The organism is Candidatus Nomurabacteria bacterium (assembly GCA_023898605.1).
GTDB lineage: Bacteria > Patescibacteriota > Minisyncoccia > Phycocordibacterales > UBA9973 > HK-STAS-PATE-34.
On record CP060230.1, the window covers coordinates 423,021 to 441,144 of the forward strand.

At 36.2% G+C, this 18,124-nt stretch carries 15 protein-coding genes; 1 reads left to right on the forward strand and 14 read right to left on the reverse strand.

Going from position 1 to position 18,124, the window contains the following annotated elements; translation table 11 throughout:
* Positions 1-2: 2 nt before the first annotated feature.
* From H6791_02415 to H6791_02440, 6 genes are all read right to left on the reverse strand, one after another.
* Positions 3-806: a TatD family hydrolase gene (locus tag H6791_02415; protein ID USN94591.1), complete on the reverse strand. Its 804-nt coding sequence runs from the start codon at positions 804-806 to the stop codon at positions 3-5.
* Between the two features lie 2 nt (positions 807-808).
* Positions 809-1,825: a hypothetical protein gene (locus H6791_02420; GenBank protein USN94592.1), complete on the reverse strand. Its 1,017-nt coding sequence runs from the start codon at positions 1,823-1,825 to the stop codon at positions 809-811.
* A gap of 88 nt (positions 1,826-1,913) precedes the next feature.
* The gene (locus tag H6791_02425; GenBank protein ID USN94593.1) at positions 1,914-3,311 is read right to left on the reverse strand and encodes a DUF5011 domain-containing protein; all 1,398 of its coding nucleotides are present in this window, start codon (positions 3,309-3,311) and stop codon (positions 1,914-1,916) included.
* 124 nt (positions 3,312-3,435) lie between these two features.
* Positions 3,436-4,878: a methionine--tRNA ligase gene (locus tag H6791_02430; protein ID USN95136.1), complete on the reverse strand. Its 1,443-nt coding sequence runs from the start codon at positions 4,876-4,878 to the stop codon at positions 3,436-3,438.
* A gap of 94 nt (positions 4,879-4,972) precedes the next feature.
* Positions 4,973-6,040 carry an AI-2E family transporter gene (locus H6791_02435; GenBank protein ID USN94594.1) on the reverse strand — a complete coding sequence of 356 codons (1,068 nt, stop codon included), beginning with the start codon at positions 6,038-6,040 and terminating at the stop codon, positions 4,973-4,975.
* 38 nt (positions 6,041-6,078) lie between these two features.
* On the reverse strand, positions 6,079-7,365 hold the full coding sequence (locus tag H6791_02440; protein ID USN94595.1) for an insulinase family protein: 1,287 nt from the start codon (positions 7,363-7,365) through the stop codon (positions 6,079-6,081).
* 101 nt (positions 7,366-7,466) lie between these two features.
* On the opposite strand from H6791_02440, the gene H6791_02445 reads away from it, so the two are divergent.
* Positions 7,467-8,099 (forward strand): hypothetical protein, encoded by a 633-nt coding sequence (locus H6791_02445; GenBank protein USN94596.1) that lies wholly within the window; start codon positions 7,467-7,469, stop codon positions 8,097-8,099.
* A gap of 10 nt (positions 8,100-8,109) precedes the next feature.
* Here the strand turns inward: H6791_02445 and H6791_02450 are convergent, their stop codons facing one another.
* The 8 genes from H6791_02450 to H6791_02485 all read right to left on the reverse strand — a co-directional run bounded on the left by H6791_02450 (position 8,110) and on the right by H6791_02485 (position 17,674).
* On the reverse strand, positions 8,110-9,504 hold the full coding sequence (locus H6791_02450; GenBank protein ID USN94597.1) for a glycine--tRNA ligase: 1,395 nt from the start codon (positions 9,502-9,504) through the stop codon (positions 8,110-8,112).
* Between the two features lie 234 nt (positions 9,505-9,738).
* Positions 9,739-11,646, reverse strand: coding sequence for a hypothetical protein (locus H6791_02455; GenBank protein ID USN94598.1), 1,908 nt, complete (start codon positions 11,644-11,646; stop codon positions 9,739-9,741).
* Positions 11,647-11,669: 23 nt separating this feature from the next.
* Positions 11,670-12,245 carry a DNA repair protein RecO gene (gene recO / locus H6791_02460; GenBank protein USN94599.1) on the reverse strand — a complete coding sequence of 192 codons (576 nt, stop codon included), beginning with the start codon at positions 12,243-12,245 and terminating at the stop codon, positions 11,670-11,672.
* 9 nt (positions 12,246-12,254) lie between these two features.
* Positions 12,255-12,713 carry an NUDIX domain-containing protein gene (locus H6791_02465; protein ID USN94600.1) on the reverse strand — a complete coding sequence of 153 codons (459 nt, stop codon included), beginning with the start codon at positions 12,711-12,713 and terminating at the stop codon, positions 12,255-12,257.
* A gap of 1 nt (position 12,714) precedes the next feature.
* Positions 12,715-13,257, reverse strand: a complete 543-nt coding sequence (locus tag H6791_02470; protein ID USN94601.1) for a serine hydrolase family protein — start codon at positions 13,255-13,257, stop codon at positions 12,715-12,717.
* Complete coding sequence (locus tag H6791_02475; protein USN94602.1) at positions 13,254-13,571, reverse strand: ASCH domain-containing protein; 318 nt, start codon at positions 13,569-13,571, stop codon at positions 13,254-13,256. The genes H6791_02470 and H6791_02475 overlap by 4 nt, the downstream gene beginning before the upstream one ends.
* Entirely contained in the window at positions 13,558-14,163 is a 606-nt protein-coding gene (locus H6791_02480) for an isochorismatase family protein (protein ID USN94603.1), read from the reverse strand. The genes H6791_02475 and H6791_02480 overlap by 14 nt, the downstream gene beginning before the upstream one ends.
* Before the next feature lie 4 nt (positions 14,164-14,167).
* Positions 14,168-17,674: a class I tRNA ligase family protein gene (locus H6791_02485; GenBank protein ID USN94604.1), complete on the reverse strand. Its 3,507-nt coding sequence runs from the start codon at positions 17,672-17,674 to the stop codon at positions 14,168-14,170.
* Between the last annotated feature and the right edge of the window lie 450 nt (positions 17,675-18,124).

Here is an 18,124-nt window from a genome sequence, read left to right on the forward strand (position 1 = left end):
AATTAGGCCTTTATGTCAAAAAACCTCTTTGCGTTCTCGTTTAGAGTATTTCGGACGAATTCCTCGTCTAGGCCCTTTATACGGGCGATTGACTTGTAGACCTCTTCTACCATCCAAGGCATACAAGTCTTGCCTCTATAAGGCGCTGGGGCCGCATATGGGGCATCTGTTTCGGTCATTATAGACTCTATAGGTAGAAACTCTATAACCTCGTCGTAATCACCAGAAAACGTAATAGGGCCATCAAAACTCATAGTAAAACCCGATTTTTGTGCCCTTTCTGCAATGTCTTTATTTCCTACAAAAAAGTGAAAATTTGCCCTTATTTTATTATCAAGAGAAAGGTTAGTTTCTTCCAATATATCTAGTACGTCTTCATAAGCGTCCATGCTTCCCTTGCTTGGTCTTGCGTGAATCATGAGAGGTTTGTTTACTGTCTTTGCAATATCTATATGTTTTTTGAAAATCTCTTTCTGAATTTTCTTCATTTCTTCGTCCTGGTTTCTAAAATAATCCAAACCACACTCACCTATTGCTAGAGTCTTTGGATTTTGTGCGAGTTCTAGAAATTTTTCATAATCAAATGGTTCTTTTGTGTCGGTAGGATGCATTCCTATAGATGCACCAATACAAACGTCGCTATGCCTTTCTGAAATATCTAAAGCGAGTTTTGAAGAAACTAATCCAGTACCTATAGTTATAGTCACTACAGATTTTTCTCTCATATCCGAAACAACGCTCTTTTCTTCTTCTAAGAGCGGTGAAAGGTTTAAGTGTGAGTGTATATCAATATATTTGAAATTCATCTTTAGATTATGATCGGTAAATCAAATATATATTTGTCGCAAATCTGGAACAAGAAAGCTATAACAACTAGCGTTACGAGACCGAGAAGCATATGCTTGTAGTGCTTTTTCTTGAACTCAACAACAAGCATGAGGAGCATAGGAACTAGAACAAGTAGGAATAATATGCCGTACATTATTCTAAGTATTGTAGACGGACTAGCAAGATATCGATCAACCTTTGTTGAATAATATCCATCTTCTGGTAGATCGTTTTGAACTACAACTTCTTCATCCTGGATCGATACTACTGGCTCTTCTGTGCTTATATTTTCTACTGCCAAAAATGTTGGGGTATCATATATAACTTCTAGATTTTGGTCTACAGATATTTCTTCACCTTTAACGTTCTCGGAAATTTCTTCTACTAAAATATCTTCTGTTTTTGTAGAATTAGCCAGCGCAATAGATGTACCTCTCGGTGTACCAAACATCTGAACTACAAAAGTTGTTTTTCTACCTTTGTAATATCCAGAAGCTGTTGCAATACCTATTTCTGTAAATTTTTCGTTTAGGATATTTTGTCTGTGAAGAGTTGAATTCATCCATGCCTCATTTACGTCTTTGGATTCTGAAAAATCTACCGCCAAGTTTTCTCCAGCATAAGAAAAATCATATCCAGTTTGTTCTATCCAATACCAAGGAGTGATACCGTCTGGAGATGTGTGGGCAAAATACTCTTTTGTCGCCATATCAGTAGCCTTGAGCTCTGCTGCCAAAACAAGTGATTCATTTATTGTAAGTGGAGATATATTTTGATCTACTCTATCTTCGTTTGCAAGATCAACAAGTACAGATGATTGAACCAGTGCAGAAAGTGCTCCTTTTTCTATTGCGACTTTACCAAGCATCCCAGAAATAGAGAAAATTACAGCCACAACAATAACTGCAAAAAGACCCTTTTCACCCAGAATAAGAGGCTTATGATCATTGCCCTTGTGAGGTAAAAATGTGTCTTTTATTTTTCTCCAGAATTTCATATTATCTTTTAATTATACCACAGAATTCTACAAAAGCAAAAAACCCCTTAGGGGTTATTTGCTTTTATATTTTTATACTTAACTAACTTTAGTTAACATTTGGCCTAGCTAGACCTGGGCAATATTTGTTATTGATGAACCACTTTGTTGTTATGTAAACATAACCAGTAGACTGATCTATTCCCCAAGGAGAAAGGATGTCTTCTCCATACTTTTGTTGCAGATTTCTTACTGCAGCATCTGTGTTTGGTCCAAAAACACCGTCAAGTTTTAGACCAGCGCCTTCAAATATATTTAGAAAAGCTTGTAGTTTTAGAACTTCTTCTTTGCTGTTTACTCTGCCAAATCTCATATAAGATTTTAGGTATTCAACACAAGAAGAAGAGGCGCCTAGAACTTCTCCGCTAGATGCATCTAGAAATGCACCCAGAACTTCTCCGCCATTTGAAGAAGAACTAGAACCTGATCCAGATGAGCCTGATGAACCGCCTGTTGTTATTGTTCCTTCTTCATTATTGTTGTTATCTCCATTTGGAGTATCGTCACAAGCATCACCTATGCCGTCATTGTCAGCATCTGCCTGATCTTCGTTTGGAACACTAGGACAGTTATCACTAGAATCCTCTATTCCATCTTCGTCAGAGTCAGTTGGTTCTTGATTTTCACAAGCATCTCCAATATCATTTTCGTTTTCATCCAACTGATCTTCGTTTGGAACACTAGGACAGTTGTCTAGATCATCTGGTATACCATCTTCATCACTATCAATCTCTTGTGTGTTTTTAACAACGACTAATCTTTTTGCCTTCGCAGTAAGAACTTCGTCTGTTGGATTACCACTATCTCTAACGCCATATCTTAGTCTATATATACCTCTTTCTGGTGTTTCTGTTATGCCATCGTTATCATATACATACTCCAAGATTCCATCATCTAGAGATCCATCTTCTTTATCTACCGCCTTGAACCAAGGGTCTATAAATGTTTGTCCAACAAACATTTTTATAATTTTACTACCATTTAGTTTTATTACGGGAGCAGTATTTTCTAGATCTTGTTCTTCTTCATCATCAACTCTAACAACTATAACTTTTCTTGTTAGAACTTCTGAAGATTCGCCACACGAGTCCTTGGCACCATATTTTACCAAGTAATGTCCTGGAGTATTTGGATCCACTTCTTCTCCATGAATTTCTACTTCTATTTGACCGTCTTCTTTATCTTTTGCCTCTGCGCCAGGATCTTCATATGGAAACCCTTGTGGTATTTCTAATTCAGAACTACCAAACATGTGTATTACAGGTGCATTATTTTCGAAACATGGTCCCTCTGCCGGGTTTGGAGAGTTGTCTTCTTCCTCTTCTTCTTGAGGAACAACAGCTGGGTTTAGTCCCTCTTCCGCATTTGCACCTTTCAAAGAAAAAGCAAAAACAGAAAAAATCATGAAAATAAAAGCAAAAACTCCAATTAGTTTAATATTTTTCATATTTTTATAATAATATTATTAATAAATCTCCTCTCAAGTATAAAATATACCTTCAATACCGGAAGAATATAACAAAAGTAGCGCAGCGTCAATAAGTTTAGTGCCCTAGGAGTTTATATCTTTATTAAACCCTCAAAAATAGGGGTTTTTCTGGCTTTTGGTTTAACTTTATCTGTTCTTTTAAATATTTGCTTGTTTCTGGTAGAAGTGGCTCCAACATTTCTGAAACCACATATAGATCAACAACGATTTCAGATATAATTTGTTTCCCTTTATCAAGATCAACCTTTACGACTTTGAACGGTTCATCTTTTTGTATCCTTTCATCTAGTTCTTGTATTTTTTTCCAAACAAAATCACTTGCTTTTTGTATCTCATATTTCTCTAAATGATCGAAAAATTCTTGTGGTAAGTTGTTTTCGGTTATTTCGGGGCAAGTTTCTAGATATTTCTCAGAAAGTGTAAGTATCCTAGAAGCAAGATTTCCTAATCCATTTGCAAGACCAGCATTGTAAGCGTCTTTGAATCTCTCTATGGTAAATGGAGAATCTTCGAAACTAGATACTTCTTTTATCAAGAAATATCGAAGTGCGTCAGTGCTATATTCTTCTGCTATCTTTTTAGGGTCGACAGTGTTTCCTAGTGATTTACTCATTTTTACTCCACCATCTCCCGTTATGTGTCCGTTTACTACTATCCTTTTAGAGTTTGGTAAATCTGCCGCCATAAGCATCGCTTGCCACATAGCACCCTGAAAACGAGTATTGTCCTTACCGCAGTATTGAGTTGGGGTTCCGTTTACCCAATACTTTTCAAACTTTTCTGTGTCGTCCGGAAAACCAACGTTGGCAATATAGTTTGTGAGTGCATCGAACCACACATACATCACATGATTTTCGTCACCTGGGACTTCTATACCCCAAGGCATCTTTTCTTTTAGTCTAGAAATAGAAAAATCTTGTAGTCCCCTTTCGACAAATGCTTTTACTTCGTTGAATCTAAATTCTGGAATTATAAAATCTGGATTTTGCTTGTAAAAATCTAGAAGTTTAGAAGAAAACTCGCTATATTTGAAAAAATAATTTTCTTCGTCAATAAACTCTATTTCTAGATTTGGGTGTTCTGTACACTTACCATCAGAAAGCTCCGAATCTGTTTTCTCGCTTTCACAACCACTGCAGTATTTTGTTTGATAATTTTTTTTGTATATAAAACCGTTACTATTTACTCTTTTCCAGAACTCTTGAGCAGCTTTTGTGTGATGTGGATCTGATGTTCTTATGAAATTTATATCGTCAGAAACTCCAAAGAGTTTTACAGATTCATAAAACTTTTCTACGTTTTCATTTACAAAATCTTGAACATCCTTGCCTTCTTCTTTTGCTTTTTTCCAAATCTTGCTCCCGTGTTCGTCTGTTCCAGAATTGAAAAATACATCAAAACCAGTAAGTTTCTTGTATCTTGCTATAACATCGGCTCTTACAAATTCTAGAGCATGCCCCATATGAAGCTCTGCATTAACATAAGGTAATGTGGTTGTAATATAAAAAGGTTTTTTCATAAAAATAAACTAATAAATATCGGGTGTATTTATACTTGTCCCGTAAAAATACGAGTCAAAAAGACGAGTATTTGGTTCGGGATAAAAAGGTTTTTTTCTGTCATACTGTAGACTTCTTTCTTTCGCTTTTTTCTTTCTCTATATCAGAAAGATACTCAAAGACGAACACCGCAGCTGGTATGGCTAGGATTATACCCCAGAAACCAGCCAATTTCGCCCCAATGATAAGTGATAGTATCACAACAAGAGGAGAAATTCCTATAACCCTTTTTACGATTAGCGGCTGGAGAAGATAGTTCTCGAACTGCTGGATTATAAAGTAGAAAAGTAAAACTATAGCAGAAAGAGATATTCCGCCGTCAACATAAGCAAAGAATATAGCAGGCGCTGCAGCGAGTATCATTCCAAAAGGAATGAGTTCAGAAAGTGCTGTTATGATAGCGATCAAAAGCGCGTACTCTACTCCGATAATAGTAAGACCCAGATAAACAAGCATACCCACAATAACACCGAGAAGCATTTGTCCTTGAACCCATAGGCCTATCTTTCTTTCTGTTCTTTTCCAAAGAGAAACTATGTATGCTTCGTGCTTGTCTGGTGCGATAACTCTCAAGAAACTTTCGATACCGTTCTCATGCATAGAAAGGTAGAAAGATATAATAACAATAAGAACAAAGTTGAATATTCCTCCAAATACAGCACTTGTTGTCTGGAACAGACCACTTGAGAAGTTCCCTGCGAAGTTTTGGGCAGAACCTATAACATCTCCAAGAGAAGCGTTGTTTGAGATAGACGAAACGATATCTTTTGCGCCACTTATAGTTCCTGTATTGAAATTACCCAAGAAACTAGATGACGGCAAATACTCTCTTATAAAAGAGCTAAATGAAGTAAGTTCCCCTATAAGAACTGGTACAAAAACATAAAATACTCCCAATATAAAGAGGAATGAAACAAGATAAATAAAGACGACTGAAAAAGTTCTCTTTATTCCGACTTTGGCAAAGCTTTTGGATGCTGATTCTATGAAAGATGCGATAACTATAGATGTGAGGAGTACTAAAATTACGTCTCGTATCATATAAAGTCCAACAAAAAGTGCTGCAACTAGAAAAAATCTGACTATTGTACTCGAGCTTAAGTTTATAGGGCCACTAGAGCTTTTCATACTATAAACTTTATCATGATCGCCTTCTAAAAGCGAGATTATTTTTCGTGTCTAAAGAAAAGTTCTTTTGAAAAGTCTTTCTTGTCTTTCCAAGGACCAACAACAGAAAGGTTTAGATTTTTCTTTTTGAATATTTGTTTTGCCAAAGTAACAACGTCTTTGATTTCTACTTTTTCTATTTCTTTCTTTATTTCTGCGGGGGTCTTAAAACCACTTTTCGAAAGTATTTGTTGTTCTCCTATAAACATAGCGACGTCGTCTGAAGACTCAAGTCCCATAGAAAGATTCCCTGCCACATAAGCTTTTGCTTTTTTCAATTCTTTCTCATCTATATCACCTTCTGCCAATCTAGAACACTCATCCAAACAAACCCTGACAACATTTTTTACCCTTTTGTTATCAGATCCAGAAGAAATAGCTAGAAACCCTCTATCTGTCATTATGTCAGTACCGGCTTTGACGTAATAGCAAACACCCATTTCTTCTCTCAATTTTTGGAAAAGTCTAGAAGACATGCCACCACCGAGTACAGCTCTCAAAACTTCGAGTGTTGGGTTTTTCTTGTTTTCGTATTCAAATGTTCTGACACCTAAAACAAAATGTGTTTGATCTGTCTTTTTTTCTTTTATAGACAAAGTTGGGGAAGTTTGAGTATCTTTTATAATAGGTTTATTTCTTTTTGTTTTTTTAGTTGGGATTTTTTCAAAAAGATTTTTTATATCAGAGAAAACTTGATCCTTGTCGAAATTACCAGCGACAATAATAGAAGTATTTTCTGGTAAATAATTTGCTTCTTTATATTTCAAGAAATCTTCTCTTTTGAACTTTTTGATATTTTCTTTTGGACCAAGTATAGACCAGCCGAGAGAAGTATCGCCATAAAGAACTTCGTAGAACATCCTTATCGCAACTTGTTGTGGCATATCTTCGTACATATTTATCTCTTCCAGGATCACACCTTTTTCTTTTTCTATTTCTTTTTCTGGAAGAGTTGGGTTTAGATAAATATCAGAAACAACGTCTAAGATCTTCTTGCTGTATTTTTTGTCAGACTTTGCATAGTAACCAGTGTATTCGTGTGAGGTAAAAGCATTTGATTGCGCTCCTATTCCGTCCAGTTCAGAAGATATATCGTGTGCAGAGAGTCTCTTCTCTGTCCCCTTGAAACACATATGTTCCAAAAAGTGAGAAATACCACTATTTTGTTTTGTTTCGTTCCTTGAACCTGTTTTGACCAAAACAACAAAAGTGACAGTAGGATTATCTAACATGGGAGAAAGTACCACCTCTACACCATTTTTTAGCTTCTTTTTGATTATTTTCATGATGATAACTATACACACTAAACTATAGTTAATCAACTTAAATAATGTTTGACAAAAATATAAATTAGGTAGATAAATAGATATAATAAAACCCTAGCACATTGAAAAACATAATATTATCTGTGTTTTTGCTGACAGGTTTGGCACAAGCACAAAACTCTTCCACTTTCGTTATTTGGGGAGACGCAGGTATAACCGAATATGCTTCCAACAGACTTGGTATAAAAACCTATGTCGGAAATGGCGTCTTCTCTCCCGAAATATCCGTTTCTGTTTCAGAAAGAGGATATATAGGAAGTGGTGGCGGAAGCTTGAAATGGAAAAATGCAGGAGTCAGGATTGATCTACTCTGCGGCGCTGCCAAATACTGGAATAAACCTTTTTTTGAAACAGGTCAAGACAACCGTACATATTTGTACATAAACGGCTTGCTTGATTTTTCAAGCGATGAATATCGAGTAAAATTTGAAGGTTGGAACGAGGGAGACGTCATCTCTTATGACCTATATGCCTACATGTCACTTGATAAAGATTTATTTGTGGGGTGGCATGCAAATTCATACATGGGAATGGGTCCTGGATTTTTCTTGATAATAAGATCGAGAAAAAACCAAAACCTTGTAACCTTTCTGAGAGTTACATTTATGGTGAATTATCTTTTTCCAGAACTTGCACGACCTGGGGGTGGAGCAATGTTTGGATCAGATTTTATTTGGGGGCCGAGACTACTATAGTCTCGGTTTTTTATTTTATTTTTGAGTTTATAGTTTCTTCTAGATCTTCTATCTTTACTCTTTCTTGCTCACCAGTATCTCTATCGCGAAGAGTAACTGAACCATCTTCTAGAGATTCAAAGTCTATTGTTATACAAAACGGTGTTCCGATTTCATCTTGTCTTCTGTATCTTTTTCCTATGTTTCCATTATCGTCCCAAACAACCCTACCAAACGCGTCTTTCATATTTCTGAAAACTTCTCTTGCCTTCATAACCAACTCTTCTTTGTTCTTCAAAAGAGGCGAAACCGCGCAAACATAAGGTGAAACTTTTGGAGAAAGAGCTAAATACACTCTTTTCTCATCATTCATCTCATCTTCTCTGTATGCAGAAAGAAGTATCGCAAGGACAGTTCTATCCAAACCAAAGCTTGGCTCTATAACATGAGGAGTAAATACATCTGAAGACTCACCACTTTGATCTACATACTGCAATTTTTGTCCGCTAGATTCAGCATGTTTAGATAAATCATAGCCTCCCCTATATGCGAGACCATAAAGCTCTTTTTTACCAAATGGATATTCAAATTCGAAGTCTATTGTTCTAGATGAGTAGTGCGCTCTATCTTGTTCTCCTATTTCTTCGTCATGAATTTTTTTCATATCGAGACCTATGTCTTCCATCCATTCTGTCATCTCGTCTTTCCAATACTCAAAGTATCTTTCCCAATCTCCCGGTTTTACAAAATACTCTATCTCCATTTGTTCTAACTCTCTTAGTCTAAATATAAAATCTCTAGGAGTTATCTCGTTTCTAAACGCCTTACCTATCTGAGCTATACCAAAAGGCATTTTTGGATTCATGGAGTCCACAACGTTTTTGAAGTTTACAAATATTCCCTGAGCAGTTTCTGGTCTCAAGTATGTTGTCGCTGCACTATCATCTACGGCACCAACTTTTGTAGAAAACATCATATTAAATAATGATGGCTCATCCATATTACCTACAATTAAAGCTCCACACTTAGGGCAAGTTGCATCTGGATCTATTTTAAAATTAATTCCAGAAACAGAAACTCCATCTAATGTATCAAATCTAAATCTAGATTTACATTTTTTACACTCAACAAGTGGGTCAGAAAAATGATCTACGTGCCCTGTCGCCTGCCAAACTTTTTGATTCATTAAAATTGCTGCATCTAGTAGATACATGTCGTCTCTCCCGTGTACAAACTTATCAAGCCAAGAATTCTTGATGTTGTTTTTTAGAAGTGTTCCAAGTGGACCATAATCATAAGTACCGGAAAGTCCCCCGTAAATTTCTGAACCTTGAAATACAAATCCACGCCTTTTGCAAAGTGAGACGATTTCTTCCATCCCGAAAGAAATATTAATATTTTTATTTTTTTCTTCTTTATTATTCATTTTAATCAATTCAATCTAATTTAAGATATTTTACAGAAACTATATTTCGTACGTGATAAATTTTTTTGTTATCTTTTTCTTTTTTCATCCCGAACGAAATCGGACGCGGACACATCATGTCATTTGCCCAATTTTTAAATTTAACTTTTCTTGTAATACAATTTTATCAATTTATAAGCCCCTTGTCGTCCGCTCCCGCCCGTGGTCGGGCAGGATTTCGTACGGGACCAATAATTATTCTGTAACGTTGCCGGAGCCACTTCCATAGAGACTATCAGAGACGAGCTTTGTTGTCACCTCTGGCCATGTCTTAGAAATACTTGCTCCAGAATATGTATCGTATCCGCTATAAGACGTTTTGTCTGTAAGATATATAAACGAACCAACCTGAGAAGAAGATGGGATTACGCTGACTTTGAAATATCCGTCTTTTGAAGTTCCTCCAAATCCTGTGTTTGGCTGTACGTCGCCTATGTTCCAAACAACTTCTCTGTTTGCTTCGTTATATGTTATGTCTTCCCCGTTTGGATAAACCACTCCTTCCCAAGTTACGTTTGATGGTAAGAATGTTCTTGCCACAGCACTCTCGAGAGGATTAGATGAGTTTGAAACTGACCACCTAACTGTATATGTAGTCTGTTCTCCAACAACAGGTGGAACAGGACCCTGATTTGATATAGGACTATCTGTATATAGCGATGTTCCAGAAACTTGAAATTCTGAAGTTAGCTTGAAAACAACAGACGAAACTGAATCTATAGTTTGGCCAGATTCTCCGATAGAAAGTTGGTTTCCTTTGACCGAAGTGTTTAGGGTTATTTGTGGATCTTCTAGAGCAGTCTGAGAAAGAGGAATACTCTTGAGTGAGAAAGTTGTACTTCCAGATTCCCCTGGTTCCAAAAATCCAAGTTCAGAAAGTGTGTCTTTGGACCAAGTTATAGAGTTTGTGTTTGAGTTATAAAAACCACTATTTGCTTTGATAGATGTTTTGTCTAGAGCATTTCCACCAAGAGACACAGTTATAGATGCATCTGTCACGGCAACTGGAGAATTGTTTGTCCATTTTAGTTGCAAGAACAGAGTTTCGTTTGGAGAAACGGTGTATGTGTCTTTTTCTTGACCCCCATAGATTATAGAAGCATCGACAAAAGGATTTACAAGGTCAACTGCATACAAGAAAGAACTATAAGAAACTGCTATTTCTGTATCGTTTCGAGGGTCTTGTTCTCCTGCGTATATCCTGAAACCCCTACTTTCACTTTCTGATCCTTCTATCTTTCCAGTTATCGATATCTTCTTTTCAGTTCCGGGTGGTATGTCTCCTAGAAGAAAAACATTGTTTCTGAAATTGGCTTCTGGAGTAGATTCTTCTAGAGAAAATCCAAACGGATACTCAACTACAACCATAGCGTTTTTCAAAACTTCTTCTGATTCTGATTTTAGTATGACGTCAAAAATAAACTTTTCTCCAGAAACAACATTTTCTGGGCCAGTTGCGACAAGATCTATTGGCGCCGAGTTTATGATAACTGGAAAAACTGCTTCTTTTACAAAAACAGCGTTTGAATCGGCCAATCTATATTCTAGTGTTGCGGTTATATTTCTAGCTGAACCTATTTCTCCAAACAAGACAACTTCTTTGTCTATAGAAACACTTTGACCGCTCTTTATGTCACCAAGTGTCTCTCTTTCTCTTACAAGATCTCCAGAGTCTACAGAGCCTTTTGGATAAGAAAGGATTAGATCAACGAGTTCTAGTGGTGTTGGGTTTCGATTTATAACTTCTATTGTTATTGGTAGAGTCTCTCCCCCGTTTGTATAAGTAGAACCTGTTATGTTTATCTCTACTTTTTCATTTGAAACAGCTGCATTGCCAAAGAAAAATGTATATATAAATATAAGTATTGCTACAACCAGAAAGCCAGCTGCAACAAAAAATATCTTTTTGAAGATGTTGGAAGTTTTTCCTACAGGGTGAGCTTCGTCGGCTTCTTTCTTCACTTCTTCCCATACACGTGGAGCGTGCTTTTTTATAGGAGCTAGAGTTGATCTAGAGACCCTTTTAGCAGAATCCTTGAGGCTATAAAGCCTCTCAGAAAGAGCATCGATCTTACTGTTGTTTCGATTGTCTTGTGGTTCCATTGTGAGAATTATTATACCACAGTTTATAGCTGTGTTTCTTTGAGGATTTGGTTTATTTTACCGACAAGTTCTGGTCTATTTTTTGTGACATAGTCTAGAGATTCTGATACGTATGGCTTTATAACAAAACCAGAAGAAAGATCCCAGTAACCAAGTTGGCTAAGGAGATTAACAACAAAACAAATTTCAAAAGATTTTATTTTTTCTGAATCCATTTCTGTATCTCTAAAAAAAGTAAAAGAATCCAAAACATCTTCGAAAAGTGCTGTATTCTCTTCTTCTCCACGATATAGTCTATACAAAATGCCGAGAAGATTTGCGTAAACTATTCTCTTCTCTTTGTTTTTGAAAATCAGTCCAGTGTCAAAAAGTGTTGTTGCAGAAGTAAGTTGAAACATACTTTTTCCGTGAACCAGATTTATGTTTAGAATAGAACCTATATCTAGGATATATCTTAGTTTAGAGGAAAGCTTTCTTATACCTATTGCTCGAGCAATCATAAAACCGTAGTCTTTGGTAAACAAATAAACAAGCTTGTCAGACTCTTTGGTGTTTCTAGTCTTGAGAACAATCGCTTCAGTTTTATGAATGTGGTGCATTTTAGTGTTCTACCATTTGCCAATAATATTTCTTCTGCCCTCGACACACTCTTTTATTCTTCTCATTCCAGCAGGAGAAATATTTTCAGGTAAATTACTAATATCAAACCATTTAGCGTCTTCTAGCTCGTAGGTTTTTTTGAAACTTTTGTCTAAAACTTTGACTACAAAAATATATACTGTATCCTTTTTTCCCTCTTGTCTAGATAAAAACTCTCCTAATTTATACTCTACTTTTACAGATATACTTAATTCTTCTTTTATCTCTCTTGCAATACAATCTTCTGGTGTTTCATTTTTTTTTATGTGACCACCGGGCAATGACCAGTGTTTTGATGCTACATTTTTAACCAAAAGAATTTCTTTATCTTCAAATATAATTATTGCTCTAGACCCATATGTTTTTGGCTTGAAAATTTTCCAGTATATTCTAGCTATTTTAACCAAAAACCAGTAAACTTTTTTCATATTATTTCATCATTTTTAATAGTTCATCTAAAACTTCTGGAAATTTATTGAAACCTGCTTTTCCGCTTAGGTGTCCCCCATTTTCTATAACTATAAATTTGCAATTTAATTCTTCGGAAATTTTCTTACCATCTTCAAAAGGTATGTTTGGATCGTTACTACCATGAAAAACGACAAACTTCTCTGAATTGTTTTTTATTTTTGAGAAATCTAGTGGTTCATTATAGAAAGTTCCTAAAGTCCCAGATTTTGGCTTACCAAACCTTCCTGAAACCAATATTACTCCTCTTGCTCTCCCTCCTGCTTCTAAATATCTCAATACAGCTCTTGCACCCAAACTATGTCCAATAATATAATTTTCATCCTTTGGATCGATGATTTTATTTAGTAAATCTACCCACTCTTTGCAAATAGGGTTATCATCTCCTGGCATCTGAGGATTTTCTACGGCTATATTTTTATTTTTTAATTCATCAACTAACCAGCCACGCCATGCATGATCTGGTGCTGACCCCAATCCATGTACAACAAAAACTTTTTTCATATTAATTTGAATTCTATCATTTTTACTTCAGTATTCTCATCGACTTTATCGCCATAGTGACCTTTTTGAATTCTATACATTTCATCAAAATCTTTATACTTTCCAGCTATTTCTTCTTTTGTCACTTCACCTAACTTTTTAAATTTTAATGAAGTTATTTTTGCTCTAGCAAAAACTTCATCTGTACTTTTGTTTATAAGCTCAAGCTCATCTCCTAGTTCCAAGTTTTTATCATCAAAAAGCCGCCAAGTACCTGTCTTTTTCCCAGCGAGAATTTTTTCTGATAGTTCACTTGTAAATTTAAGCGATTTCATTTTTAAATTCTTCAAAAAGCATGGGGTCAGCCCAGTTTTTTACTGGAACATTTTTTAATAGATATTCTTTTTCTTCTTGATTACCAGAATACACATCAACCGCTTCACTTAAAACATAAACATCATAACCACGAAAAGTTAGGTCTTGTGCAGTAGACAACACACAACAGTCGAGAGTTAAACCTATCAAGACTATTTTATTTTTTTCCACTGGTGTTCCAACTGTCTCAATTAACCATTTAGTAAAAGATTCCGGATCTGGATAAGGCAATTCCGGAACTGCATCTTTGTCTCCCCTGCCTTTTCTTATCCACTCAGGAGAATTCATACTTTTTACCCATATATTTGCGTCCTTTACATCATCAGGTATTTCAGACTCATATCCAAAAGTTCCGGGGTAGCAAAGATCTCCCGTATCACCCTGCCTTGGTTGTCTGTAATCTGAGATTATTTCATAGATTTTTATATCCTTTTCACGAAGAAATGGAACAAGTTCATTCTTTATAAAAGAAACGCTTGGTCGATCTCGAAAAGCTCGACCTTGTGGATCTGTAAAATCTTTTTGTAAATCGATTGATATTATTTTAATCATAAATTTATTTTAAGATTATTTCTTCGCCCATAAATTTTATTTCTTTAACTCCAGCAGTTTTCTTCAAATCATCTTCGAATCCTGAAACTGTCTCTTTGTATTTCTCTGGCAGAGTTAGATTTATCACATCACTAGGAATAAGACCCTTTTCTTTTCGCATGTCTTGTATAACACGAACAAGTTCTCGATATTCCCCTTCTCTCTTTAGTTCTGGAGTTATGTTCATGTCGAAAGAAACTTCACTAGAAACTTTTACCTCTTTTACATTTAACTCTTCCTTGATCAGGTCTTTTAAGTCTTGAGACACTTCTTCTTTTACAAAGAATGTTTGAAGTGGTTGTCTTAGTGGTATGTTTGTCTTTTTTCTTATTGAATTACCCTCTGTACATAAATCTCTAACTTTTTGCATATCAGATATTATTTGTGTATTTACCTTCCTTGCTTCTGGCCAGCTTGTAAGATGAACGGACTCTACATCATTATCAGTCTTCAACCTTTGCCATATATCCTCTGCACTAAACGGTGCAAACGGAGCCATAAGTTTAGCGAGTGTTTTCAAAACATAATAAAGAGTTCTCTTTGCATCATTATCACCATCTTTTAGTCTGTCTCTAGAACGTCTAAGGTACCATGTAGAGAGGTCATCAATAAAACTTCTCATTTCTCTTACCGGCTCAAACAATTTGAAGTTGTCCATGTTTTCTGTAGAAGATTTTATCAGCTCGTTTAGTTGTGCAAGTATCCACTTATCTAATATATTTTTTGATTCTGACAAATCTCGACCTGCCCCGTATCGAACTTGTTCTGGTACGGGGTAAAGCTCATAAAACGCTAGCACGTTATAAAGCAAACCAAAGAACTTCCTGTTTAGATCAAGTACTGTTTTTTCATCGAAGTTTTTCGCGTCACCTGGCTGGTTGACTGAGTACATCCACAGTCTCAATGTATCAACACCATATTTCTCAACCATTTCTATAGGGTCAACCGTGTTTCCGATTGACTTACTCATCTTTTTACCGTTGGCATCTAGTATAAGCCCGAGACTTATAACATTTCTATAAGCTTTTCCTGTACCCATGATTCCTCCTATTGCATGAAGTGTGTAGAACCAACCACGAGTTTGATCTATTCCCTCACTTATAAAGTCTGCTGGATAACCACGCTGTTTTCTAAATAAACCTTTATATGGTTGAAATGTTTTTTCAGAATTTTCAAATGGATAGTGGTCCTGTGCAAACGGCATAGAACCAGAGTCGAACCATACATCTAGAACTTCTTTTACTCTAGTATATTCTTTGCCCCCTTTCTCCAAAACGACACTATCGATAAATGGCTTGTGAAGATCTATTTCTAGATTTTGATTCATTGGCATTTTTACAAAATCCAACTCTCGCACTTCTGAGTTTTCAAACCTCTTGAAATCTTCTACAAAAACTTTGTGGTCCTCTTTTTGGTAGTCTTCACCGTGTGGAGAAAAAAGCCCTGCATTTACATAGAAAAGCCAAGCTGGGCCACCATGCGTCACAAAAAGTATTTTTTTGCCTTTGTATTTTTCTTCACAATCAAGAAGTACTTTTCTAACCCTTTGTCCGACTTCGAGCAAAGATTCGCCACCTTCTACTTTTCTGTTGAACCAATCTTTATCACTACCTTCTATTGCATCGTGAAAATCTGACCAGTTCTTGCCGTCGAAAATACCAGGATTTATTTCTTGTAGTCTTTCGTCTTTTATAAGGGATTCTTTTGGAAGTCCAAGAGTTTCTATAACAATTTTTCCAGTTTCTAGTGTTCTTCTAAATGGAGAAGTTATGACTAGATCGATACCAGCCCCATTTAGACTTTGTGCTTTTTTCTTTGTCTCTTCTTTACCTTCTTCTGTTAGTCCGTCTTGGCCCTCTCTTATATAACTCACTACCCCACTCTTGTTGCTCTCGGTACCGCCGTGTCTCATCACAAAATATTTGTTGTTTCCCTTTTTTGAAAGTTTTCTAAGTGTAGTGATAGAATCCACGACAATCCTATCTCCATCGCTAGACTCCCATATAGGAAGTGGTGTTCCCCAATATCTTTCGCGTGAAATTGCCCAATCTTTTAGACCGCGTAGCCACTCGCCAAATCTTCCGTCTTTTATATGCTCTGGTTCCCAGTTTATACTCTCGTTTTCTTTTACAAGCTTGTCTCGCAATTTTTCCATGCGTATATACCAAGAATCTCTCGCATAATATATAAGCGCGGTTTTACAACGCCAACAGTGTGGGTATGAGTGTTCGTATTTTTCTTTTTTGAAAAGTAGGTTTCTTCCCGCAAGGTCTTTGATTATATCTATCGCAACTTCTTCATCTTTTACAAATCTACCTGTCAGAAAATCCATACCGTCTATGTAGTGACCATCTTCTTTTACTAAGTGAAACTTTGGAAGACCCACTTTAGTTCCTAGTGCAAAATCATCTTGTCCATACATAACAGCAGTATGAACAATACCTGTTCCATCTTCTGTGTTTACAAAGTCTGCAGAATATACTTTATATGCTTTTGACTTATCCAAAGATTCTGGAGCTAGATTATTGAAGTATGCATATAGTGGCTCGTATTCTTTCCCAACAAGATCAGAACCTTTTATCTTTTCAGAAATTTCTACGTCACCATCTAGAACAGAAAGTCTGTCCTCGGCGAGTATTAGAAAATCATTTTCTAATTTTACTTTTACATAAAAAATATCTTTTCCTACTGCAAGAGCAATATTTCCAGGAAGAGTCCATGGTGTAGTTGTCCATGCAAGAAAATATGTGTTTTCTTCTCCTACAACTTTGAATTTTGCTGTCACAGAAAGATCCTTGTCGTCTTGATAACCCTGCGCAAGTTCATGAGAAGAAAGTGCTGTACCACATCTAGGACACCAAGGTAGAACTTTGTAGTCCTTGTAAAGAAGTCCCTTTTTCTCGACAGTACTCAATATATTCCAGACAGACTCCATGTACTGATTCTCATAAGTAACGTATGGATTCTTGGAGTCGATCCAGTAACCAACTCTTTCTGTAAACTTCTCCCACAAGTCTCTATACTGCCAAACGCTTTCTTTACACTTCTGATTGAACTTCTCTACGCCGTATTCTTCTATCTCTTTTTTGGAAGTGAGTCCAAGCTCTTTTTCAACTTGAAGCTCAACAGGAAGTCCGTGAGTATCCCAACCACCCTTTCTCCTTACATAAAAACCTCTCATTGTTTTATAGCGAGGAATTGCATCCTTGAATGCCCTAGCTTCTAAGTGGTGTATTCCTGGTTTTCCATTTGCAGTTGGTGGACCTTCATAGAAAACAAACTCTTTTCTCCCCTTCGACATACTCAGGGTCTTTTCAAAAATATCGTTCTCTTTCCAGAACTCTAAAACTTTTTCTTCCTTGTCCGCCATAGCAGATTTTGCGACGGTGGAGTTTTTTACGTATTGATTTTTTGTATTTTCTTCCATCCCATTAGAGGCAGAACGCGATACATCCTTATTAGAAATTTCCATATTATTTTGTATATTATATTTTTTCATAACTTGTTTTATCCGATATAATCCGCGATCGCGGCCTCTAACGGGATCCATAAAATTAAAAACTCGTCCTTGTACAACGATATATATCATTGTGTAAGGACGAGTTTCCTCGTGGTACCACCTTAGTTACTTCTCATTTACAGCTATTTTGGGCTTACCCATCCAGTTCTACTCACCCGAACATTTGAAATGTTGTGGCTTTCTTCTGAAAGCATCGGAGAGTGATATTCTCCTCTAGCGCTATAGGTAGAGTATATACAATTATTAATCAAAAGCAAACGCTGACAAAAAAGAAAAATATCCCGCACATGCGAGATATTTTCCTTTGTGTCGACTTGGCCACAGGTATAAGTCAACACTATGACTTACCTCTCCCTGTTGGCATACAAAAATAATATCAAATAGGTTATGCCCGTCAATACA